The sequence below is a fragment of the Marinobacterium marisflavi genome (genome assembly GCF_982447095.1).
Genome location: NZ_OZ457898.1, coordinates 2,423,468 through 2,444,969, shown reverse-complemented (window position 1 = coordinate 2,444,969; position 21,502 = coordinate 2,423,468). Strand labels below are relative to the sequence as shown.

The 21,502-nt window shown below is 51.7% G+C and carries 24 protein-coding genes; 14 read left to right on the top strand and 10 right to left on the bottom strand.

Annotated features, from left to right (window positions below; translation table 11 throughout):
* Positions 1-125 precede the first annotated feature (125 nt).
* The 3 genes from AC1WNR_RS12025 to kdgD are packed head-to-tail and all read right to left on the bottom strand — an operon-like array spanning position 126 to position 3,788.
* On the bottom strand, positions 126-1,706 hold the full coding sequence (locus AC1WNR_RS12025) for an aldehyde dehydrogenase (NADP(+)) (RefSeq protein ID WP_481644736.1): 1,581 nt from the start codon (positions 1,704-1,706) through the stop codon (positions 126-128).
* Positions 1,707-1,755: 49 nt separating this feature from the next.
* Complete coding sequence (locus AC1WNR_RS12020) at positions 1,756-2,886, bottom strand: mandelate racemase/muconate lactonizing enzyme family protein (protein WP_481644735.1); 1,131 nt, start codon at positions 2,884-2,886, stop codon at positions 1,756-1,758.
* Positions 2,886-3,788: a 5-dehydro-4-deoxyglucarate dehydratase gene (gene kdgD, locus AC1WNR_RS12015; RefSeq protein ID WP_481644734.1), complete on the bottom strand. Its 903-nt coding sequence runs from the start codon at positions 3,786-3,788 to the stop codon at positions 2,886-2,888. The genes AC1WNR_RS12020 and kdgD overlap by 1 nt, the downstream gene beginning before the upstream one ends.
* A 152-nt stretch (positions 3,789-3,940) precedes the next feature.
* Here kdgD and AC1WNR_RS12010 point away from each other — a divergent pair, with 152 nt between their 5' ends.
* Genes AC1WNR_RS12010 through AC1WNR_RS12000 form a run of 3 tightly spaced genes read left to right on the top strand, consistent with a single transcriptional unit; the run spans position 3,941 to position 6,050 of the window.
* Positions 3,941-4,744 carry an NAD-dependent epimerase/dehydratase family protein gene (locus tag AC1WNR_RS12010; protein ID WP_481644733.1) on the top strand — a complete coding sequence of 268 codons (804 nt, stop codon included), beginning with the start codon at positions 3,941-3,943 and terminating at the stop codon, positions 4,742-4,744.
* 9 nt (positions 4,745-4,753) lie between these two features.
* Positions 4,754-5,680: a sugar kinase gene (locus AC1WNR_RS12005; protein WP_481644732.1), complete on the top strand. Its 927-nt coding sequence runs from the start codon at positions 4,754-4,756 to the stop codon at positions 5,678-5,680.
* Positions 5,681-5,726: 46 nt separating this feature from the next.
* Positions 5,727-6,050, top strand: coding sequence for a hypothetical protein (locus AC1WNR_RS12000; protein ID WP_481644731.1), 324 nt, complete (start codon positions 5,727-5,729; stop codon positions 6,048-6,050).
* Between the two features lie 69 nt (positions 6,051-6,119).
* Here the strand turns inward: AC1WNR_RS12000 and AC1WNR_RS11995 are convergent, their stop codons facing one another.
* Positions 6,120-6,656 carry a hypothetical protein gene (locus tag AC1WNR_RS11995; RefSeq protein WP_481644730.1) on the bottom strand — a complete coding sequence of 179 codons (537 nt, stop codon included), beginning with the start codon at positions 6,654-6,656 and terminating at the stop codon, positions 6,120-6,122.
* A 329-nt stretch (positions 6,657-6,985) separates the two neighbouring features.
* Here AC1WNR_RS11995 and AC1WNR_RS11990 point away from each other — a divergent pair, with 329 nt between their 5' ends.
* The 7 genes from AC1WNR_RS11990 to AC1WNR_RS11960 all read left to right on the top strand — a co-directional run bounded on the left by AC1WNR_RS11990 (position 6,986) and on the right by AC1WNR_RS11960 (position 14,379).
* On the top strand, positions 6,986-8,434 hold the full coding sequence (locus AC1WNR_RS11990) for a lytic transglycosylase (protein WP_481644729.1): 1,449 nt from the start codon (positions 6,986-6,988) through the stop codon (positions 8,432-8,434).
* Positions 8,431-9,057: a response regulator gene (locus AC1WNR_RS11985; protein ID WP_481644728.1), complete on the top strand. Its 627-nt coding sequence runs from the start codon at positions 8,431-8,433 to the stop codon at positions 9,055-9,057. Before AC1WNR_RS11990 ends, AC1WNR_RS11985 begins: the two co-directional genes overlap by 4 nt.
* Positions 9,054-11,153, top strand: coding sequence for a hybrid sensor histidine kinase/response regulator (locus tag AC1WNR_RS11980; RefSeq protein WP_481644727.1), 2,100 nt, complete (start codon positions 9,054-9,056; stop codon positions 11,151-11,153). The genes AC1WNR_RS11985 and AC1WNR_RS11980 overlap by 4 nt, the downstream gene beginning before the upstream one ends.
* Positions 11,154-11,213: 60 nt before the next feature.
* Positions 11,214-11,756, top strand: a complete 543-nt coding sequence (locus tag AC1WNR_RS11975) for an Lcl C-terminal domain-containing protein (protein ID WP_481644726.1) — start codon at positions 11,214-11,216, stop codon at positions 11,754-11,756.
* A gap of 66 nt (positions 11,757-11,822) precedes the next feature.
* Complete coding sequence (locus tag AC1WNR_RS11970; protein ID WP_481644725.1) at positions 11,823-12,365, top strand: hypothetical protein; 543 nt, start codon at positions 11,823-11,825, stop codon at positions 12,363-12,365.
* Positions 12,366-12,460: 95 nt separating this feature from the next.
* Positions 12,461-13,228: a MotA/TolQ/ExbB proton channel family protein gene (locus AC1WNR_RS11965; RefSeq protein WP_481644724.1), complete on the top strand. Its 768-nt coding sequence runs from the start codon at positions 12,461-12,463 to the stop codon at positions 13,226-13,228.
* A gap of 17 nt (positions 13,229-13,245) precedes the next feature.
* On the top strand, positions 13,246-14,379 hold the full coding sequence (locus AC1WNR_RS11960) for an OmpA family protein (RefSeq protein ID WP_481644723.1): 1,134 nt from the start codon (positions 13,246-13,248) through the stop codon (positions 14,377-14,379).
* A gap of 27 nt (positions 14,380-14,406) precedes the next feature.
* Here AC1WNR_RS11960 and AC1WNR_RS11955 read toward each other — a convergent pair whose 3' ends face one another.
* Entirely contained in the window at positions 14,407-14,760 is a 354-nt protein-coding gene (locus tag AC1WNR_RS11955; RefSeq protein WP_481644722.1) for a hypothetical protein, read from the bottom strand.
* Positions 14,761-14,830: 70 nt separating this feature from the next.
* Here AC1WNR_RS11955 and AC1WNR_RS11950 point away from each other — a divergent pair, with 70 nt between their 5' ends.
* Both AC1WNR_RS11950 and AC1WNR_RS11945 read left to right on the top strand, forming a co-directional pair.
* The gene (locus tag AC1WNR_RS11950) at positions 14,831-15,898 is read left to right on the top strand and encodes a hypothetical protein (RefSeq protein ID WP_481644721.1); all 1,068 of its coding nucleotides are present in this window, start codon (positions 14,831-14,833) and stop codon (positions 15,896-15,898) included.
* Between the two features lie 2 nt (positions 15,899-15,900).
* Positions 15,901-16,185, top strand: coding sequence for an EscU/YscU/HrcU family type III secretion system export apparatus switch protein (locus tag AC1WNR_RS11945; protein WP_481644720.1), 285 nt, complete (start codon positions 15,901-15,903; stop codon positions 16,183-16,185).
* 9 nt (positions 16,186-16,194) lie between these two features.
* Here AC1WNR_RS11945 and AC1WNR_RS11940 read toward each other — a convergent pair whose 3' ends face one another.
* The 4 genes from AC1WNR_RS11940 to flgA form a co-directional block, all read right to left on the bottom strand.
* Positions 16,195-16,653, bottom strand: coding sequence for a DUF2802 domain-containing protein (locus AC1WNR_RS11940; RefSeq protein WP_481644719.1), 459 nt, complete (start codon positions 16,651-16,653; stop codon positions 16,195-16,197).
* Positions 16,653-17,111, bottom strand: coding sequence for a flagellar export chaperone FlgN (gene flgN, locus AC1WNR_RS11935; protein ID WP_481644718.1), 459 nt, complete (start codon positions 17,109-17,111; stop codon positions 16,653-16,655). Before flgN ends, AC1WNR_RS11940 begins: the two co-directional genes overlap by 1 nt.
* 20 nt (positions 17,112-17,131) lie before the next feature.
* On the bottom strand, positions 17,132-17,452 hold the full coding sequence (gene flgM, locus AC1WNR_RS11930) for a flagellar biosynthesis anti-sigma factor FlgM (protein WP_481644717.1): 321 nt from the start codon (positions 17,450-17,452) through the stop codon (positions 17,132-17,134).
* A gap of 122 nt (positions 17,453-17,574) precedes the next feature.
* Complete coding sequence (flgA, locus tag AC1WNR_RS11925) at positions 17,575-18,315, bottom strand: flagellar basal body P-ring formation chaperone FlgA (protein WP_481644716.1); 741 nt, start codon at positions 18,313-18,315, stop codon at positions 17,575-17,577.
* 84 nt (positions 18,316-18,399) lie between these two features.
* On the opposite strand from flgA, the gene AC1WNR_RS11920 reads away from it, so the two are divergent.
* Positions 18,400-19,428, top strand: a complete 1,029-nt coding sequence (locus tag AC1WNR_RS11920) for an ion transporter (RefSeq protein WP_481644715.1) — start codon at positions 18,400-18,402, stop codon at positions 19,426-19,428.
* 7 nt (positions 19,429-19,435) lie between these two features.
* Here the strand turns inward: AC1WNR_RS11920 and AC1WNR_RS11915 are convergent, their stop codons facing one another.
* Positions 19,436-19,660: a hypothetical protein gene (locus AC1WNR_RS11915; protein WP_481644714.1), complete on the bottom strand. Its 225-nt coding sequence runs from the start codon at positions 19,658-19,660 to the stop codon at positions 19,436-19,438.
* A 195-nt stretch (positions 19,661-19,855) separates the two neighbouring features.
* Here AC1WNR_RS11915 and AC1WNR_RS11910 point away from each other — a divergent pair, with 195 nt between their 5' ends.
* Positions 19,856-21,436, top strand: a complete 1,581-nt coding sequence (locus AC1WNR_RS11910) for a chloride channel protein (protein WP_481644713.1) — start codon at positions 19,856-19,858, stop codon at positions 21,434-21,436.
* Positions 21,437-21,502 lie beyond the last annotated feature (66 nt).

Genomic DNA, 21,502 nt, shown 5'->3' with positions numbered 1-21,502 from the left:
ACGAGGTGGTCCTAATTCTGGAGCGTTAACACTAGGTCATCGGAATTAGAGCATATCGTTGCTCAAATCCGAAATAAAAAACCGCGCAAGTCTGCGCGGCTTTGGCTGAGATTGCAGGTTTCGGATCAGGCTAGCGTATTGCTTCCATCCATCAGGCGACGTAGCCTTAGAGGGTTGCTGTCCTGAATCGCATCAGCCATAAGCTCAGCCGGGAAATCCTGGTAGCAGACAGGACGCAGGAAGCGGTTGATTGCAGCGCTACCGACTGAGGTTGTGCGCGCATCAGAGGTTGCTGGGAATGGGCCACCGTGAACCATCGCGTGGCACACCTCTACACCTGTTGGGAAACCGTTACACAGGATACGACCTGCGCGACGCTCAAGTGTTGGAACCAGCGCGCGAGCCGCAGCGTAATCGCCTTCGTCGAGCTGTAGTGTGGCGGTCAGCTGACCCTCCAGAGACTCAGCAACAGCTTTGAACTCATCCAGGTTGGCACAACGAATCACCAGTGAGCTTGCGCCGAAGATCTCTTCGCAGAGCTCTTCATCACCCATGAAGTCTGCAGCATTAGTTACGTATATGCCGGCCTGACAACGGTTAGGATCCGTGCTTGCCTGACCTTCGCCAACCTGAGTGACTTTTGCATGGTTTTTGAGGCGATCTACGCCCTTGCCATAAGCATCACAGATGCCCGGAGTCAGCATCGTCTGAGCCGCTACTGCTTCGAGCTCAACTGCTGCAACCTGCAGAAAGTTATCCAAGCCTTCACCCTCAACGGCGATCACTAGACCTGGATTCGTACAGAACTGACCTGCACCCATAGCGAGTGAGCCGACAAAGCCTTTAGCGATCGCTTCACCGCGAGCTGCCAGTGCGTTTGGCATCAGGAATACTGGATTGATAGAGCTCATCTCAGCGTACACGGGAATCGGTTCAGGACGGTTAGCTGCAATCGTCATCAGCGCAGTACCACCGGCACGTGAGCCGGTAAATCCAACCGCTTTAATAGTTGGGTGAGCAACCAGCGTTGCGCCGACGTCACGGCCTGAACCAAACAGCATAGAGAAGGTGCCTTCTGGCATGCCACATTTCGCCACAGCTGCCTGAATTGCGCGGCCAACCAGCTCTGAAGTGCCCGGGTGTGCAGAGTGTGCTTTAACGATAACAGGGCAACCCGCAGCCAGAGCAGAGGCGGTATCGCCACCACCAACAGAGAATGCCAATGGGAAGTTAGAGGCACCGAATACAGCAACTGGACCCAGCGCAATATTGCGCAGGCGCAGGTCAGCACGTGGCAGTGGCGCGCGATCTGGCATCGCAGGATCGATACGTACATCCAGGAAGTTACCTGAGCGCACAACGCCAGCGAACATGCGCAGCTGACCCATAGTACGGCCACGTTCGCCCTCTAGGCGCATACGCGGCAGACCCGACTCAGCCATAGCACGAACAATAAGGTCATCACCTAAGGCCAAGATCTGATCTGCGATCTCTTCCAAGAAAGCGGCGCGCGCTTCGGGTGAGGTTTCGCGGTAAGTATCAAACGCAGCTGCTGCAAGCTCACAAGCCTGGTCAACTTCTGCCTGACTGCCACCCGCGTAAACTGGCTCAAGCAGTTCGCCGGTTGCAGGGTTAACCGCCTGAATGGGTGCTTTTGTACCTACTACTGAACGTGAACCTATCAGCATCTCGCCTAAAGTCTGCATACCTTTTCCTTATAAATTAACTGGGTAATTTTCTAACTCATTAGAGCACTCAAACGAGTCTGAACTCATCAAGTGCCTCGCGGTTTATCTCTATGCCAAGCCCAGGCCCCGTCGGTATCTGGATAACACCGTTCTCATGCTCAAGCGGTTGGATTACAACAGCCTGGCGGAAGGGGTTTTCTGTGCGGTCAAATTCAAACATCGCATCCAAAGGGCTCTGTCGCACAGGGGCCGGCGCAATGCTGGCGTGCGCCTGCAGGCTCGCGGCGATTTGAACTGCCGTGCCCCAAACATGCGGCACCACACGGATGCCATGGGTTTGGGCCATATCAACAACACGACGAAACTCGCTAAAGCCGCCAACACCACAGACATCCGGCTGGATGATACTGACCGCCCGAGTTGTAATAGGTTCAAGCATGCCCCAGCGAGAGTGCCAGGTCTCACCGCCCGCCACTGGAATGGGCTGTTTATCTTTAACTTCGCGATAGGCGCTGATCCACTCGGGTAGCACCGGCTCTTCGAACCAGGCGATATCGTGAGCTGCTGCCGCACGACCCAACTGGATTGCCTCATCCACCTGGTATCCATGGTTTGCATCGATCATCAGTTGCATCTGCGGTCCTACGGCCGCGCGAACCTGACGGATAAGCTCCAGATCCTCCTCGAGGTTGAAGCCGATCTTCATTTTGGTCGCTGCGAAACCCTCAGCGAGGTAGCGCTTGGTTTCCGAAACGACATCGCTGATGCGGTCAACACCTTCACGGCGGAACGAGCCTGTGGCATAGGCCTCAACCTGCTCGCGGAAGCGGCCACCCATCAGCGTGGAAATTGGCGCATCGAAGAACTTGCCCTTAATATCCCAGAGCGCGATATCTATACCTGATAGCGCTGTGAGGCTGAGGCCTCGCTGCCCCTGATCTCTGAAGGTGTGATATAGATCGAGCCAGAGTACCTCAGACTGCAGCGGATCTTGCCCCAGTAGACGGGCTCTATAGCCCTGCACCACCGCGGCATTCATCTGTGCCGGCCCCAGGCACTCTCCCCAGCCGACTAGGCCATTATCACACACGATCTCAACCAGCAGATGTTGGCGGCGATCGAAACGCATTGATGCACTCTCAAATGGAGTGTCGAGTTTGAAGTCGAGTAGATGAGTGCGTACATCAACGATTTTCATTAGCTGTGTGCCTCAATCAGGTCGCGCAGATCCTCTAATTCGTTTGGCTTCAAATCAGTAAGCGGGCTGCGTACCGAGCCGGCTTCAAAGCCCTGCAGTCTCACACCCGCTTTAATCGCTGAGACCGCATATCCCTTGCCGCGATCACGAATCTCCATGAAGGGGTAGAAGAAGGATTTGAGTACCTTGGAAGTGTGTTCGGTGTTACCGGCACGTAGTTCGCGATAGAAGTCACAAGCGAGCTGCGGCACAAAGTTGAACACCGCTGAGGAGTAGGTGGTAAAACCTGCCCCCAGATAGGCTTCTGCGAAGAGTTCCGCTGTGGGCATACCCCCCAGATAAGTTAGCCGATCGCCCAAGCGAGCGGTTACTTCTCGCACCAAGCCGATATGCCCAGTACCGTCCTTGAAGCCAACAAGGTTAGGGCAATTTACTGCCAGTCGTTCCAACGTGTCAGGTCGCAGAACAGCGTTATCGCGGTTGTAGACCATCACCCCGATTTTTACGCTATCGCAGACGGCTTTGACGTGTGCATAGAGCCCCTCTTGGCCTGCGTCGATTAGGTAGTGTGGCAGTAGCAAAATACCGTCTGCGCCAGCTTTTTCAGCGTTTTGGGCAATCTGTATAGCCATTCGAGTGCCGTAACCGCAGCCGGCTACGATCGGAATGGTGCCCGCTGAGGCTTTTGCGTGCGCAACGATTGTTGGGATCTCTTCAGGCGCGAGAGAGAAAAATTCGCCGGTTCCCCCCGCTGCGAAAAGGACCTTTGCCGGAAACTGACTGAGCCACTCCAGATGTTTAGCATAAGGTGCTGGATTGAATTCACCCTGAGCATCGAACGGGGTGACCGGAAAAGAGAGTAGACCTGAGCCTAGAGCGACCTTAAGTTCTTCTGGGGACATGCTGTTTCCTAAGTTGAGCGTATACCCCCGCGGAGTCGCTCAATTGGCGTTTGTTTTTGTTGATGCAGAATTGTATACCATTTTTAGACGTGTCAGAGTAGTGCAAATTGAGTGTTCAACCGGGCTGCCGCAGCTGTATCAGAGAGGATAGGGTGTTGTTAAAAAGACTATTAGTAACCGGTGCATCGGGTGGGGTCGCAACTCAGCTACGCGCGCTGCTGACTCAGATCGCGGAAAAGGTGCGCCTAAGCGACATTCGTGAGATCACAGATCTGGCCGAGCATGAAGAGTTTGTCGCTGCAGAGCTGAGTGATCAGGCACAGGTGGATGCCATTGTTGAAGGTTGTGATGGGGTGCTGCATCTGGGCGGTATTTCGGTTGAAGATACCTGGGAGAAGATCCTGGTCTCCAATATTATCGGCATGCACTGCCTCTATACGTCTGCGCAGAAGTTCGGTCAGCCGCGCATTATTTTTGCCAGCTCCAACCATGCGATGGGTGCCTATAAGTTCACTGATATGCTCGATGCTTCGGCTTTGCCGCGTCCAGATGGCTACTACGGCGTTTCGAAGGCCTTTGGCGAGCAGGTTGCCAGCATGTACCACGATAAGTTTGGGCAGGAGACGCTGGTGGTGCGCATTGGCTCTTGTCTGCCTAAGCCAAAAGATCCACGCATGCTGTCTACCTGGCTTAGTCCTGAAGATTTCATCAGTTTGATCGATCGCACCTTTACAGTGCAGCATCTTGGTTACACCATTGTTTACGGTGCTTCGGCCAATACGCGTCGTTTTTGGGATGATAAGCTCGCAGCGAACCTAGGCTGGGAGCCCAAAGATGATTCCGAGCAGTTTGCTGCGGAGTTTTCTGATTTAACACCCTATGCCTCAGCAATAGAGCAAGGATTATTAACCTATCAGGGAGGTGTCTGGCTCAAAGCACCTCTAATCACCAAGTAGAACAGATAAATGAACAACAATAGGCAGCGTATCGCCACCTTGGGTGAAGCGATGGTTGAGTTTTTCGATACCGGGAATAACTGCTGGCGCCGCGGTTTCGCTGGCGATTCGTTGAACGTGGCTTGGGCATTGAGAGCACTTTTACCAGATAGCTGGTCGGTGGATTATGTGACCCGAGTTGGTCGGGATGGCGTCTCTGATGATCTGCTCGAATTTTTATCGCAGGCCGATCTAGGCAGCGCGGGTACTGGCCGTGACCCAGAGAGGACACTTGGCCTCTACACCATCAAAACAGATGCTCAAGGTGAGCGCACGTTTGACTACTGGCGCAGTCAGTCAGCGGCCAAGCTCCTTGCCGACGATGCCGAGTCGCTTGAGCGCGCATTGTCCGATATGGACTGGGTCTACCTGTCCGGTATCAGCGCGGCGGTTATAGAGTCCGGCGGACGTAAAAACCTACTAAGCGTGGTTGAGTCGCTGCGAGCACGAGGTGTGAAGTTTGTTTACGATCCCAACTTTCGGCCCAAGCTCTGGGGTGACCTTGCTCAGATGAGGGACTTCTCCCGCGAGATTGCGCGCTTGAGTGAGCTGGTGATGCCAACCTTTGATGACGAAATAGCGGCTTTTGGTGATAGGTCGCCGGATGAGACGGCCGACCGTCTGCTCTCGTGGGGGGCAAAGCAAATTATTGTGAAGAACGGCACAGAACCGACTCTCAGTGCGGACAGCCAGCAGCGGGCCAGTTTTGAAGTTAGTAGCCCGGTGCTCCCGGTGGACACAACAGGGGCAGGAGATAGCTTCAATGGAGGGTTCTTAAGCGCCTATATTCAGGGTGCCTCAGTCGAAGAGTCTATTCGTAAAGGACAGGCTATCTCTGCTAGAGTTGTGCAGCAGCGCGGTGCATTGGTGCCCTATGCTGAGTTGCGCGCGATCTGATCACACCCATTTTTAACTAAGCGGAACTGAAATTAGTTAAGCATTGATGAATAAACTACCCCCAAACGCCTCGGAACTTTCTGATGAACAGCAAGCTGAGTGGATTCGCCTGATGAAACTTTGGGAAGCTGAGAACCCTATCGACAAAGCGGGTCGTTACCCTAAACCCTTAGGGGTGGTTGCCGGAGTTACGCTCTTTTTTGCGCTGCTTTTACTGCGCAGAACTGACGGCGTTGATCTAGTGCCTATGGCCGCTGTTCCCTTTGGCTACCTGATCTTCTTCCTGACAAACCGACGTTTTAAAGTGTGGGATCAGCAGCGCCAAGCCCACTCTCAGAAGCTTATCGATCAGCTCAGTTCCCAGCAGTAAGAGCTCTCCTGGAAGCGTTGGCAACCATTGATACAGGTCGTGTCTATGCGCTGCGGTGCCAAAGCCAAACTAACCCTCCTCGTTTCTCGAGTGCCTGTTGATTTGCGTTAGCAGAAAGTGCAGTGGAAAAAGTGTCGCAACACCAGCGGTGTAGGCGATTATACCCCAGAGTACCGTTATGTAGGCGCCGTTGCGTTCAGGTAAGAGTGTGATGATCAGCACTACCTGTATGGTCATCAGTACGGAGAAGCCTACGAAAGTCCTTTTCAAACCAAAAACTGGGGCATACAGGACGATCAACAAAATATCCAGTATCAGGGCTGCATCCTGAAAGTTTCGAAGGATGACGGTCGTTGCAAACGAGCTGATCGCTAGCAGGTACCATCCCCTTTTCACAATCTGAGAGAGGCGTTCATGTATTGACAGCAATATTGCTGTCGAGATTGCAAGGCAGGTGACAAAGGTCAGTTGATAGAAGTTTGTGTGGGCAAATAGATTGTTGTAGACCGCTATGGGGTACGTGACCATCAAGCACCAGCAGGTAGAGAGGAAACTCTTATCTAGAAATATCGTTTGTTGATCGACAGGAAGTTGTATATCTCTCATTGCGCTAGTCGCCTCGTCTCGCATCAGTTGCTGTAGATTATCGGTTGCGGCGAAATGTCTCAATTGCTAGATTGAGAATTCGATTACTTATGGATCGCCGGTGATCGTTGGGTTGGGATGAATACCCATTCAACGCAGCCGATACTGGGTAGCGCACTGGACTAACTATGAGCTCCACTCCGTTAAGAGTTTTTACCCTTTTTGGCCTCCTATGGCTGGCGGGCTGTGCCACTACTCAGCCAGAAATTTGCGCTGTAGAGGACACCGGCGAGGTTAAAACGCAGCTGTCGAAAACAAGCTTAGTCCAACGTGCCCCTGTTGGTTCTCGCTTGAGTTGGAGTACTCTGCAGAGTCAGGGACTCAAATTTACCAACAATGCTGAGCTCACAGATATCTGGGAGCGTACTCGGCGGTCGATGGTACTACCTGCAAGCGTTGATCGTCCGCGAGTGCAGCGCGAAATTCGCTGGATGGCGAAGAGTGACGCATACCTCAACCGTTTGGCGGCCCGTGCTGCGCTCTACTATCACTACATTCTTCACCGTGTAATTGAGCGCGGATTACCGGCAGAGCTCGCGCTCCTACCCGCGATAGAGAGCGCTTATGATCCCAAGGCAAAGTCCTCGGCGGGGGCGCTTGGACTTTGGCAGTTTATGCCCGCGACTGCAGCTCAGTATGGGTTAAAGGATAACTGGTGGTTTGACGGTCGGCGCGATGTGCTGACATCCACTGATGCGGCTCTAAGCTATCTTGAATATCTTCATGACTATTTTGATGGAGACTGGTTGTTGGCGCTTGCGGCTTACAATGCTGGGGAGGGGCGAGTCGGTCGAGCCATTGAGAAGAACCGCAGTCAGGGTCTACCTACGGACTTTTGGAGTCTAGACTTACCCGATGAAACCCGGATTTACGTGCCGCGACTCTTAGCGTTAAGTGAGCTGATTCGCCAGCCGCAAAAATACGACTTAGCCCTGGCGCCCTTAGCAGATACCCCGTACTTCGAGGTGGTAGATCTGGGAACTCAGATTGAGCTCGCCCAAGCGTCGGAACTCAGTGGTATTGAGATTGAAGAACTTTACGATTTGAATGCTGGATATCGCCGCTGGGCAACCGATCCTGATGGTCCCTACACTCTGCTGTTACCTGTAGCGAGTGCTCAGCAGTTCAGGTTATCACTCGCCTCGGCAGAGAGGGGAGAACTGGTCACCTGGCGCCGGCACACAGTGGCTAAGGGGGAAACTATCTCCATATTGGCACGGAAGTTCGACAGCAATATTCGCAGTATTCAGCGCTCTAACAATCTACAGAGCACTCGCCTAAGCGTGGGGCAGATATTGATGATTCCCACCGAACTTCAGGAAAAATCGCAGCTCGCGATAGCGCCAGCAGAGTTAGCCGATCAAGGTCAGGCGGACGTGCCGCTCGAAACGGTTCAGTTGACCCCCTACCTTTTGGAACCGGGGGAGTCGCTATGGTCTGTGGCGCGCCGGTTTAATGTTACGACCGATGAGTTAGTAGAGTGGAATGGGTTGTCGGCGATCGGCTCATTTGCTCAGGGAGATGAGATTCTCGTTGGGATGTCGGTAACGCCGAGCCTGAGTTCACCAGAGGATACCAACATCGGTGAAACTATGCTTACGCACAGAGTTGCTAAGGGGGAGAATCTGTATCGTATATCCTTGAAGTACGGGGTAATGTTAGACAGTTTGTTGAAGTGGAACGGCTTGACACAGAGTTCTGCGATTTTGCCCGGACAAGAACTGAGGGTTTACCCTTGAGAGTCGTTAAGGTTGTCGTAATTGATGATCAGCAACTAGTCGCTGAAGCCGTGAAACTTTTGCTAGAGGCCCCTCAGAGTGGTATTGCGTTTGAGGTTGTGGCGACGGCCTATTCAGGGCTGGATGGTCTAGAGATGGCGCAGCAACACCAGCCCGAACTGATTCTAGTTGATTTGATGATGCCGAATATGCGTGGACTGGAGGTGGTCTCTCGTCTGAAGCGACTTGAGCATAAGGCCAAAATTGTGATGTTAAGTGGCTTTGCCCACACCGAACAGATTGCCGAGGCCCGAACGGCGGGCTGCGATGGATACATCGTCAAGCACAGTGATAGGGAAACCTTTGTTGCCGCGCTTGAGCAGGTGATCCTGGGCACCCCCTATTTTGCTGATAGCGACACTCACTTGGATGCATCGAGCGTAGAAGCTCTAGAACTCACTAAACGCGAGCTTCAGGTGCTTGAGTTGCTAGCTGAGGGGTATACGAACGTAGAGATGGCTCCCGTGCTAAACCTCAGTGTAAGAACGGTTGAAAAGTATCGAGCATCGCTGAATGAGAAATTTGATACCCACTCCGTCAGTGCGCTCCTGAGGAGAGCGAAAGTCGAGGGGTTGATCATTTGATTGTTAGTTCAAATGAAGAGCAGACGGTTTTTATAAAGCACAACTTGCTGAACCTGATCTATCGGCAATCCATCGTTGCATCAATTCTTATCGTTTTTGTCTCGGGCCTGCTTAGTTATCAACTCAAATATACATTTGGTGAGGATTTTGGCCTGGTCTGGTACGTTAGTATATGTACTATCGTAACGGCTCAAGTGGCTCTGTATGGTGCCACCAATATATTCGGGGCTGAATTTCAGAATCGAAGTTACCCAATTTATCAAGCTCTTTTGCTGCTTCACGCGCTGGTTTGGGGAGGGGGTGCCGCCTTTTATACTCTGCAGTTAGGCTCAGGCTCAGCAGGCTTGATCGGGCTGATTACTCTTTACACCGCCATCGTTGCCGGCATTGTCGTACTCGCTTACGCCCCATTACGAAATCTTGCTGTCATGACGGCTACTCTTACTCTACTGCCAATGATTAGCGCTCTATTTTCAAACAGAAGGCAGTTGGATAACTACGAAGGACTGGGATTGCTGGTTATGTTGGGAGCGCTAGTCTTCACATCCATTGTGATGGCACGAGGAATCCAGAAAAATTTGAAAAGCACCTTTGAACTTGAACATAAGCAGCGTGAGCTCGAGTCTGCGCGACTCAATGCGGAGCATGCTGTTGAGTTACGTGGTCAGTTTGTCGCATCACTAAGTCATGAGATTCGTACTCCTCTGAACGTTGTACAAGGTATGGCTGAGTTGTTACAGCAGTATCCTGAGCCCCTAGATCCTGACCTTTCACATAAGATTGATATCATTGCTGACTCAGCCGAACACCTTAATTCTTTAGTGACGGATGTACTCGATTTTTCGCGTATTGATTCCAATAAACACTCTGTTGAAAATCGCCGTTTCGATATCCTCGAACTGAGCGAAAGTCTGGTTTCCCAGTATCAGATTCAGGCAGCTCAGAAAGGAGTGCAATTGCAGTTTGTCACTGACCAACTGGATTATCAGTTCTACGTCGGCCCCATTCGGTATATACGCCAAATACTGATTAATCTGCTCAGCAACGCTGTGAAGTACACTGATGCAGGTGAAATTCAGATAAGTTTGAGTGATCAAGCGGTTCCCGGTTTCGTGCAGATACGCGTAAGTGACACGGGCTGCGGAATTTCTCAGGAGGATCTTAGACACATTTTTCAACCCTACTATCAAGCATCTGAGGTAGGTGTCGAGACGCCAAACAGCACGGGCCTTGGACTCGCTATTGTCAATCGGCTGGTAACGCTTATGGGTGGGAAGATTGAAGTTCAGTCGCAACCGTCACGCGGCACAATCTTTACCACGGAGCTACCCCTGGAATTGGCCCATAATCAGGTTGATGAGGAACACATTTATTTGAGTGCAGAGCAGTCTGCAGATATTGGTAAACTTTCGATTCTCGTTGCTGACGATTCAGAGCTGAACTTGGAACTCTTTAAGAGTTTTTTTGCTCGTATGGGGCAAAGTATCACACAGGTGCGTTCGGGACAGGAGGCTGTGGATGCGTATATGCTTGAGACCTATCAGGTAGTGGTTCTGGATATGCAGATGGAAGTAATGGGTGGTCTTACAGCTTGCCGCGAGATTCGCGCATTAGAGAAGCGGTTGGATGATCAACCGGCACTGATCATTGTCCAGTCAGCTGATAATCGTCCAGCGAATGAGCAATATGCCATCGACGCAGGTGCAGACCACTTCTTAGCCAAGCCTTTTAAAGTTGGCGAGCTCAGTAGAATCTTGAACCGCGCATTCGATACCTCGCTAGCCTCCGAGGTTCCTGAACCTCAAGATGTGATCAACGCGCAAATTTCCGAAGGCTACAGAGAGACTCTAGAACAGGTTATTTTGGCTGCACGCGCTGCAGTTGAGCGCGGTGATCGTGACGCGCTTGGGCAAGAACTCCATAAGCTCAAAGGTAACAGTGCCATGCTAGGGCTGACCAAATTGCAGCGTGTCTGTGGGGAGATCGAAACCGACGTAAGCGATACCTCACTCTCCTTGGCGCAGTTGGGCGATAGTCTAGAAATTTTGGTCAAATTGGTGGATAAAGAGGTGAATATAGACACTAGAGCCTCTTAAGAAAGAGCGTTTTGGGTCGATAACACAGAGGTAAGGGTTTGAATATCTAACGGAGGAGCGATGCCCAGATTACTGAACTATCTTCTTCAAACCTTTATTGGTGTGTTTATGGCTGCACTGGCTTCGTCTGCTTTCGCACTGGGTGTGCCTGAAGAAGATTGTGCAATCTACTTTAAAACAAACTACCCGATGACTGAGTTTCGGCTCACTGGAAGCGGTACAGCGATTGATACCCGCACGGGTTTGATCTGGTACCGCTGCAGCGTTGGTGAGTTTTTCCACGATGGTGAATGTCGAGGCGTGGCAAAACGCTTAAATTGGCATCAAGCCGCCGAAGCGGCAGGTAAGTTTGAGCTGGCAGGCTATACCGATTGGCGCGTACCAACTGTTAAAGAACTGCTCTCCATTGTGGAGAAGAAGTGTGTAAACCCCTCAATGAATACCTTTGTTTTCCCTACCGCTCAGACCGAAGTGTACTGGACCAGCGAGCAAAACTTTTTTAACAAGTTTCTCGGGTGGGGGGTGTATATGTTTAACGCTACCGACTTCGGACGTCACTCTAAGGAGAGTGAGTATCTCCTATTATTGGTGCGTAATCCCTGATGATTATGGCGAGTGTTCTTCCGGTTCGAGTGGGTCCTGCAGCGTTATCAGAACGGGGATTAACGCATGGATAGTTGGTATGTCGCTCTGATCGAATGGGCACCCGATATATCAACCTGGCCGCTTTTCGCTCAGGCTGGAGTGACCGTTGCAGCAATGCTTGGTGCAGTAGTAATGGTTGGGTTGCTGCTATGGGGATTAAGTGTACTCCTCAGTTCGTTGATTAAAGTGAAGATGCTCTCTCCTGGGGTCGGAGTCGTGGGTTATCTGGTGCTGACCTTTTTTGCGTGGACAGTCTGGGTATTTCTGCCTTGGGCGATTTCAGGTTCACTGGTGATTGAGACGGACGGTGACAAACTGCTGCAGAGCCTCTGGATCTTTTTTTCGCTGTTCTTGCTGGTGAATCTTCTCGCCAAGGATGCCCTTGAGGATCTGGATCAGTGGGCGAGTGACTCGCTCGGCACACCTGGACGTCTCTATCAGACTGCTCTGCTGGTGTTACCTCTCGGAGTGCCGCTGATAACGCAACTACGGCGTTTGAAAGCATTCAAACGTCGCAAAGAGCGCTATCTGGCTGCACTGCAGGCGATTCGAGATGAACACGCTTAGTTTGAATGGGTTAAGTTTTCACGAAGCGAGTCGATATATCTCATGCTAGCCGTAACGCTAGGATACTTTTTTAATTTAGTTGGATTGTGCTTTAGATGGATATCGCAACGCTCATAGGTTTGTTAGGTGCTATTGGTACCATCGTGATGGCGGTCGTATTAGGCGGCTCTGCTGGTATGTTCATAAACGTACCATCCTTGGTTATCGTCTTTGGTGGTACCTTGATGGTTACGATGATGCGCTCCTCGATGGGGGACTTTGTGGGTGCGGTGAAAGTTGCTGGACGCAGCTTTGGCAACCCACTGGAGAAACCCGAGGCGCTGATTGAAAAGTTCGTCGAGTACGCCGAAATGGTGCGCAAAGATGGCATGATCGCGCTGGAGAGCAAGGTGGCAGAAGAGAAGAACGCCTACCTCAAGAACGGTCTAGAGATGTTGGTGGATGGTAAGGATAAGAGCTTTGTACAGACTCAACTAACCAAAGAGACCGAAATTATGACGATCCGCCACGAGCGCGGGGCGGATGTCTGGTCCGCCATCGGGGATTTTGGGCCGGCGATGGGTATGATTGGGACACTGGTGGGTCTAGTGCAGATGCTTGCTAACATGAGTGATCCAAAGTCGATTGGTCCGGCGATGGCGGTGGCGCTGTTAACGACGCTTTACGGTGCCTTTCTGGCCAATATTATTGCATTTCCGATTCAGCAGAAGTTGAAGCAGCGTCTGGTGGATGAGGCGCTGAATAATGAGCTGATTCTAACCGCCCTGAACTTTATGCAGGATGGCGGCAACCCTCGTGTATTGTCCGACAAGTTGGCGATCTATCTGGATCCGGCCACGCGGGCGAAATTTGCCAACGCGTAAATCGATAGGCAGTAGCGATGGCTGACGAAGACAATAATCCTCAAAAAAAGAAAAAGTGCCCCGAGTGTAAACCGGGCGCACCGCTTTGGATGGCTACGTTTGCAGATATGGCGACGCTGCTCATGGCGTTCTTCGTTCTAATCCTTTCATTCTCAGAGACCAAAGTCGACAAATATAAGGCGGTAGTGGGTTCGCTAGAGAACGCCTTTGGTATGCCCAAAGTACAGATTGTTCCGATGGGTACCACCGTTATTCAGTCCGACTTTAGCCCCTCTATCTCCCAACCGACTCCGATCAATCAGATGAATCAAGAGGTCGAGGACCCTGATAAGGATGTCCCGATGCGAATGGATAGCCCAGAGAGCTCGGACTTTGATATCAAGCTTGAGAAGCGCAAGCTTGAACAGGAGTTACAGCAGGAGATTGTGAAGGGGCAGGTCGATGTGAAGGTTGAGGGTGAAAAACTCGTCATTCAACTGAAAGGCGACGGAATGACCGGTGCTGATCAGATTGAGTCTGACCAGGTTAAACGTGCGGGTCTTTACACACCAGAGCGGCTAGGCCTGATGGCAAAAGTTTCTCGGGCGCAGCAGACCGTGAAGGCGCAGACCGAGGTACGAGTAGAGCTAGAGGGTGAGCAGGCGGCTGAAACTGAATTGGCCACGTCTGCGCCCAAGGCACCGGTGAAGCTTGATGCGCAGCAGACGCAGCAGGTGGCCCAGATGTTAGAGACGCTGAAGAGCCAGTTAGTGTCAGGTAAAGTGAGCATTGAGCGGCGCGATGATCTTGTCGCTTTGGTGATTTCTGAAGAGGATATTTTCGACTCAGGCTCTGCGGTGATCAGTAAAGCTGCGGTGAACGCCTTGAAAGAGGTGCGCGATGTTATCCTTAGCAGCTCTGGCACCGTGGTGATTGCTGGCCACACAGATAACGTTCCAATTACTGGGTCTGGACTGTTTGCGACCAATTGGGATCTGTCGTCCTCTAGAGCCGCCGCTGTAGCTCATGCGATGACCGAGCTATTGGGAGTGCCTGCTGAGCGGTTAGAAGTAGAGGCGCATGCAGATACTCGACCGATCGCTGATAACGCGACCGAGGAGGGCCGGCGTAAAAATCGACGGGTTGAGATCCTTATGCGACCTGCTGCCTAGTTGTTTAGGCGGGCGTTGTACTGGGCGTTAGACCACTTCGTCAAGTCGGTGGCTAGCGCGGTCACGGCTGCCCTCTTCACTTGCTTGGTAACGCTCCATGAGATCGTTGGCTTGAACTTTCGCTGGTGTGTCCTGCGGTTGAATCCGATCTTGTAGGAATCGATCAGTCGCTTGGCTATCAGCAAATCGCTGAGCTTCTGCCTCAATCAGACTCGTGTCATTGTCAGCGTAAGCCTTAGCTGCAGCTGATTCGGCACTCTCTTCAACCGCTTTGAAACTGTCTTGAGCAGCGGTTTCATTGAGAGACTCTTGGGCTTCTCTTAGTGGCGCGGGTTTGTCAGGCAGCGGCGGAAAAGGGCGGCTTGAGTTAGATACTTCCATGACAGGTATCTCGTTTTGTTACTAGAATCACTGTATCCCAGTCTGGATGAGATGGCAATTGGGGCACTTAATGGCACTACCACCGATAGATACCCGCTACTCGGGTGTTGTTTCAGATAGTTTGACTAGCAAGCCGGTCGACCCCAATGGGGCTGCTGCGGCTGGTAGCGGCTCCGGCGGGCGGCTGTTCCTGGGTCAAATTTTAGAGGTGACGGTGGTACGTGCTTCGGCTTCCGAACTCTGGCTACAGAGCGCCAACCATATGCTGCGGGCGGCTGCCCCACCGATGGGTGCAGTGGTCGGCGAGCGCCTTTTATTGAAAGTATTAGACCCCACTACCACCCCTCCTCGTTTAAAGCTCCTGAGTGATGACGAGTTACCAGCTTCGCTAATTGCAAGCCTTGGCCCGGCTATGCGTAGCCTACTTTTTCGCCAGGAATCACTCGGGCCAACACAGGCTTTTCTGCAGCAACTGCTTACTGCTAGTGGTTTGAAATCCTCGTCTGCTCAAGTTGAGCAGCCTCGTGAGCTGTTGCAACGGCTAATCGGTCGCTTGGATGGCACTGATGCTGCACAGTTAAAAAAGTGGTTGGCGCGCTCCGGGCTATTTGGGGATGGCCACCAACGCCAGCAGTCCGGAGTCCAAGTGCAGGATCTCAAGTCGCTACTCATTTCACTGATGGGGCAGGAGGGCGTCGATTCTCAACTGTTGCACGGAGCGTTAGAGGGGCTCGTCTCGTCACAAATCAAGGCGCTTGATGCCCAGCTCAATGGAAATCTGTTCTACAATTTTTTAATGCCTTTTCTTGGCCAGGGCTTCATAGAGGCGCAAATTCAACAAACAGCTGCAGAGATGGAGCGTGATCAGTACCGGGTTCATCTGCGTCACAATAGTGCTGAGCTTGGGCAATATGTGGTTGATATCCTTTTGTACATGCACCGTGTCACGCTTCTGTTTAAATCAGACCAAAAGTGGGTCGTAGACGCCATTAACAATAATCAGCAGCGGTTAGTTGATGCAGTAGCGGATGCCGGATTGACGGCTGAGCGAATTTCGGCGGTATTGTCTAAAGCGGATCGTCCAGATCCCTACAGCACTGGAAAGCTGGACCCCAGTATATTTGATTTGAAGGTGTAGTGATGGAGAGAGAACAACTGGCAATCGCTCTCGAATACGGCAAAAACGATGCCCCGGTCGTCACAGCTTCTGGGAGAGGGGAGTTGGCCGAGGCGATCATCGCCGCTGCTAAAGAGTTTGGGATTCCTATACATACCGATGCCGACCTTACTGGGCTTTTGAGTCTCCTCGAGGTGGAGCAAGCGATTCCGGAATCTCTCTATCGGGTCGTCGCCGAGGTGCTAGCCTATAGCTACTGGATAAGGGGTATGAAGCCAGGAGACGAGAAGCGTTCGAGCGACAATTAGAAATTGGAATTAGGTGTTGCCGTGCATCCGCACAATTAGCTCGGCTTCAGCCAGCTCGATACCGCAGATCTCCACCAGTTTCTCCGCATTGTGGTTCTCTTTGGCAAGGCGTATCGCATGGTTAAAGACTGAATGGTCGTCCCGGTTGCCGCTGGGAGAGAGATTTGGTGTGCTTGATGCGGCCTTCTCTGCCATCTCTAGCTTATGCATTAGCGCGCTCATCACCGGTGCAAGGTTAGGTGCGGTTCCTTGAGTTTTCAGCTCGCGTCTCAAAGCATTCACCAGTTCACGAATCTCTTGCAACTCTTCACGGTCGGCTCCTGCTTTCTCTGCGAGTAGGCTGAGAACCTCGTTCTTGAGGTTGGCTTCACGGCGCTGGTTATCTTGATAGAGGCGGTAGGCCAGTATCATAGAGAATAGAATGGCAAGAATCAGAACAGCGACGGTGATAAAGAAGAGATTGTCCATCAGGCTTCCGATATTTTGTTGCCAATAGTGCTGAGCTTACTGGTACCAAATTCATCGTAGAGTTTGGTGGCGCTGTGGCTCGCGCTGACTTGCAGGATTTCCAGCACTTCGTTGGCAGTTTTTAATTTCTGGTTGAGGTAGAGATCAACCTTGCGGTGCAGTTCATCGCAGGCTTTGAGTTGTTGCAAAAAGTGTGACCAAAGCTGCTGTTGGTCGGGGCTAAGATAGGCTTCTAGATTGGCGTTATCAGGATTGGTCGAGCCACAACTACTGAGGAACTGCCGCTTTTGGCCATCAAACGCCTTGATCTGTTGAAGTAGTCCGAGCTTCTGTTCTTGAAGCTGTTGAAATTGGTCGAGAGCCTGTTCGCTTAGCGCAGTAAACTCGCTCTCTAACACGCTGTGGAGTGAGTCGATACTGGCGTTAGCCTGGATAAGTTGCTCAGTAAAATTGTTCAATGGCGCTCAAGTCCGCTGATCTATTGCTTACCAATATCGGACAATAGTCCCTCGAGTTCAATCATATTTTTAGCTGTGCGCTCGCTGTCGAGTGGGTAGCTGCCCTCTGAAAGCGCGGCCTTAATATGCTCGATTTTATCCAAATTGACCCCATCAACCCCTTTGCTAATTTCGCTGGCAGCAAGCATCTCCTCAGACTGAGCCGTAATATCGACTGAATCTGTTGCTGTAATCGCTGCACTGCTAGACGCGTTATCTTTAGCGTTTGGTTCTTGTGTGCGGTTGACTTTATTGGTGCTAAGAACACCTGCTCTCGTGACATTTGATGTTGAATCAATCATGACTGTATACCCATTTTTACGGGGCTCATTTTACCCTGACATTCAGTGCGTCTCGTTGGACACGGAAGCCCTCGGTAATCTTATCGACTGCGTTTTAAATTACTTTAGCGGGTTTTCAAAATTTATTGAACAGTCACCACACCAGCCTCGGTAACGATGGCGGAGACCACTTTTCCGGTCTCGGGGATTTGAACGTCAATCTTCTTATTGAGTACTCCACTTTCGAGCGCTAACGCCTCATTACTAACCTGTATTCCGCCTCTCTGGTAGACCAGTGTGACTGCATCCCCCTTCTTCACGAGGTAGGGTGGAGCCAGCATATTTAGCGAGAGAAGAGTGCCTGCTGTGATCGTCTGGATCGGTTCGAATCCGATGATCTCCTCTGGGGAGCTGAAGTTCGAAGCCCTGATGCGGTGGATTGGAAATGCCTGAATTACTAAATCTGAGGCTTTTATCGGGACGCCACGTGGTAGAAGAGTCCGAGCAACAACGGCTTCAGTTTGACGAAACTGGGGTTCCAAACTCCTGTGTGGCTCTGCGTTCGGACGTTCAACCGGGTCGTCGTCCAGCTGTTGTTGCACAACACCACTGACACTGAGGTAGATCTTCCACCCATTCTTATCCATACATCGCACCTCAACGGTGCTGTAGCGTGCAAAGGGGTATCGAGCGGTAATCGTACCCTGACAGGCTTTTAAACGCAGACGCGAGTCGACTTTTTGAATCTCAACACTTGGTCCGGTCAGCTTATGCACCGCCTGATAGACCTGTTCGTGATCCTGTTCATCTGCCAAAGCAGGCGCTGCACTGACTAAAAAGGCCTTGGAGATGACCAATAACAGGAGTGAGGTGAGGTGCTTCATAGAATGTATTGCCCCGCGTTTGAAAGATTCTAAAACTAGCGAAATGCGGTTAAATGGTGTTTAGTACGGTAACGACTACCTTTTGTGAAAGCAACTGAACTCAACGAAGGTACGCAGATTATGACGAGCCAAACGGAGCTACCTACTTCGGCAGTGTCTAACCCGTTGCGCAGCCGCCTATTTCAGATCTTAGAGGTGGCACGACCCGGTGATGTCGCTAGTCGCTTGTTTGATTTGGTGCTAATTCTGCTGATTCTGTCAAACGTTTTGGCGATTCTGCTTGAATCGGTACCCGCGATTAATCGCGTTTACGGCGACTGGTTTAGCGTTTTTGATACTTTCTCCGTTGTCATCTTTACGTTCGAGTATGCAGCACGTATCTGGGTCAGTGTGGAGAATCCAGCGTATCAGCATGAGGGGGTATCGACCTGGCGCGCGCGATTGAAATATCTGCGATCACCGGCTGCTCTCGTCGATTTGATTGCGATCTTGCCCTTCTATATTGGCCTATTAGGTTCATCTGATACCGACCTGCGGATTCTGCGAGCCTTCAGGCTGCTGCGTATCTTTAAACTGACGCGCTACTCTCAGAGTATGGCGCTGATGCTCAATGCTATAAGTGGGCATATTCGCTCCTTTGTTGCCGCGATTTTTATTCTTCTCATCGTCATGTTGCTTGCAGCTAGCGGTATGTATGTGTTCGAGAAGGAGGCACAGCCCGAGGCGTTCGGCAGTATCCCTCATGCAATGTGGTGGGCTTTTGCGACCCTAACGACGGTGGGGTACGGCGATGTTACACCGATCACTACGATGGGGAAGGTGTTCGGTGCGGCGATTACTGTAGTCGGCGTGGGTATGGTAGCGCTGCCCGCCGGCATACTCGCGTCTGCGTTCTCCGAGCAGCTCCGTCTTCGGGAGAAAATGTATGAGGAAGTGTTAGATACGGTCTATGAAGATGGCGTTGTTGATGCTCAGGAGGAGGAGCTGCTGCGCGAGACCCGAGAAAGTCTAGAGATCAATGAAACCACAGCCTTACGGATAGAGTCTTCCAAGCAACTCGCGCAGACCTCGGCTGCGCAGAAGTGTTGCCCGCACTGCGGTGGCGCCCTTTGAAGCGTGCTTATTTGCGGTAGTATTCATCCCATACTTTGTAGGAGATAACCGACACAAAGGCGATGCCAATAAGGGCTGCAAAAAAGTCGGTAAACTGGATTCCTTTAAGAACGCCGTAATCGAAGGAGAATGACGCGAGCATCAGGACTAGAACCGAAAGCGCAATGACCACGCGAATGGTTTTGCAGAAGCTGCAATCTTTGCGTCTGTAGGTTGGTGGGCGCTTGAACATAGAGTCTGTGCCTATCAATTCCGTTCTGGGTTCAAGTTAGCACAAAGGTCCAAAGAGGCAAATAGTCGCAAGAATACAAGTTGGCCGATTAGGCTTGATGGCTGTGTCATCAGCAAAAATAAAAAGGGCGGAGCAATGAGCGCAAATAGATCCGGAAAAAATGTAGGAGCGCATAACCAGTTTTCGAAGTTGCCGATGCTGGTTCTTCTTGGACTAGGATCCGGTCTGGTAAGCGCCATAGCCATAAGTCTCTTCCGCTGGTTGATTGAGCTGCCGGCAGCGCTCTATACCTCGATGGGGTTAGATCACAGCTCTTTCTGGGCGCGCTTTTCAATTCCTGTTGTTGGCGCGATTCTGTTCTGGCTCTACTGGCGTGCGCAACCCCCAGCCTCTCGGCGGGTCGGTGTGCCACACCTTTATGAACATCTCTCCTACCATCATGGCGAGCTCCCTTTCCGTAATTTGGTGAATCAGTTGGTGGGTGCCGCCATAGCTATTGGCACCGGCCAGCCGGTTGGGCGCGAAGGGCCGGGCGTACACATCGGTGCTGCGATAAGCAGTTTCTTCGGGGTAAAATGTGGTATCTCGTTCAATCATCAACGCCTGCTTTTTGGATGTGGCGCGGCGGCGGCTATCGCTGCGCTGTTTAATACGCCGTTGGCCGGGGTACTGTTTGCGATGGAGGTGATTCTGCTGGAGTACAGTCTTGCTGGGTTTACCTCTATTATTGTGGCGGCGGTGAGTGCCGATGCACTGACCCGCTATATCTTTGGCTCGCCTGAGGTGTTGGGGCACGCTATTCAGAGCAGCGATACCCTGTCTCAGTTTCCGGTATTGGCGGTACTTACCCTATGCGTGGCACTGGCTGGTTATCTGTTTCAGCAACTGATTATTACGCTGGCTCGGCATCGCTCCAAAAATTTACTCGCGAATTGTCTCTTTGCAGGGGTTTTGGTCGGCTTACTGTTGGCCTTTGAACCGGCTTTTGTAACGCCAGTGCATCACGTGATGCAGAATGCATTGGAGGTGAATTACAGCGTGGCGGAATTATGGAAATATACCCTGTTCTATCTGCTCGTGCCGGCGATCGTGTTGGGAGTGGGTGTACCCGGGGGGTTGATCGGTCCTTCGCTCACCCTAGGGGCTCTAATCGGTGCTTTGTTAAGTGTTTCGATGGGGGAGTGGGCGCAAGCTGTGGATGCAACAACACTCTCTCTGATCGGTATGGCGGCACTGCTATCGGCCGTGATTCATGCACCGCTGGCAGCGCTTTTGGCGGTATTTGAGCTCAGTGGCAGCGTACAGACACTGACGCTGGCGATGGCTGTGATTGTGCTCTCTGATCTGTTAATGCGCTCGGTATTCCGGTTGCCCTCTATATTTGAGCGTCTGTTGCAGGTGCAGGGGCTGTCTCGTGATACCCATATCTATCGCCGTTTAATGATGAGCATGAATGTACGAGATCTGATGGACCCCTCGGTCCATGACCATCGTGCGTTGGATAGCCTAAATCTCCTAGCGGATGCCAATTGGCACCTTGTCAGTCACACCGAACAGCACTCTATTCTCCATCGTGAAGAGCTGCATGAGCGATCCGATGAACCTGGTCAAAAATGCCAGTTCTGCACCATTGATGCGCGTGCGTCGCTACTTCAAGCGATCGATATGATGCAGACTAACGGGTGCGAGCGCTTAGTGGTCCAAAAGCACGGGGTAACACAAGGTGTCATTTCACAGCAGCATATCGAGGAGTACTATCTTAATGCGGAAGATTAGCGCCACTGTTGGGCGACTTGGGGCTAAAGTAGTGCGCTAAAGTGCCGATATGAGTCTAGAGGTTTA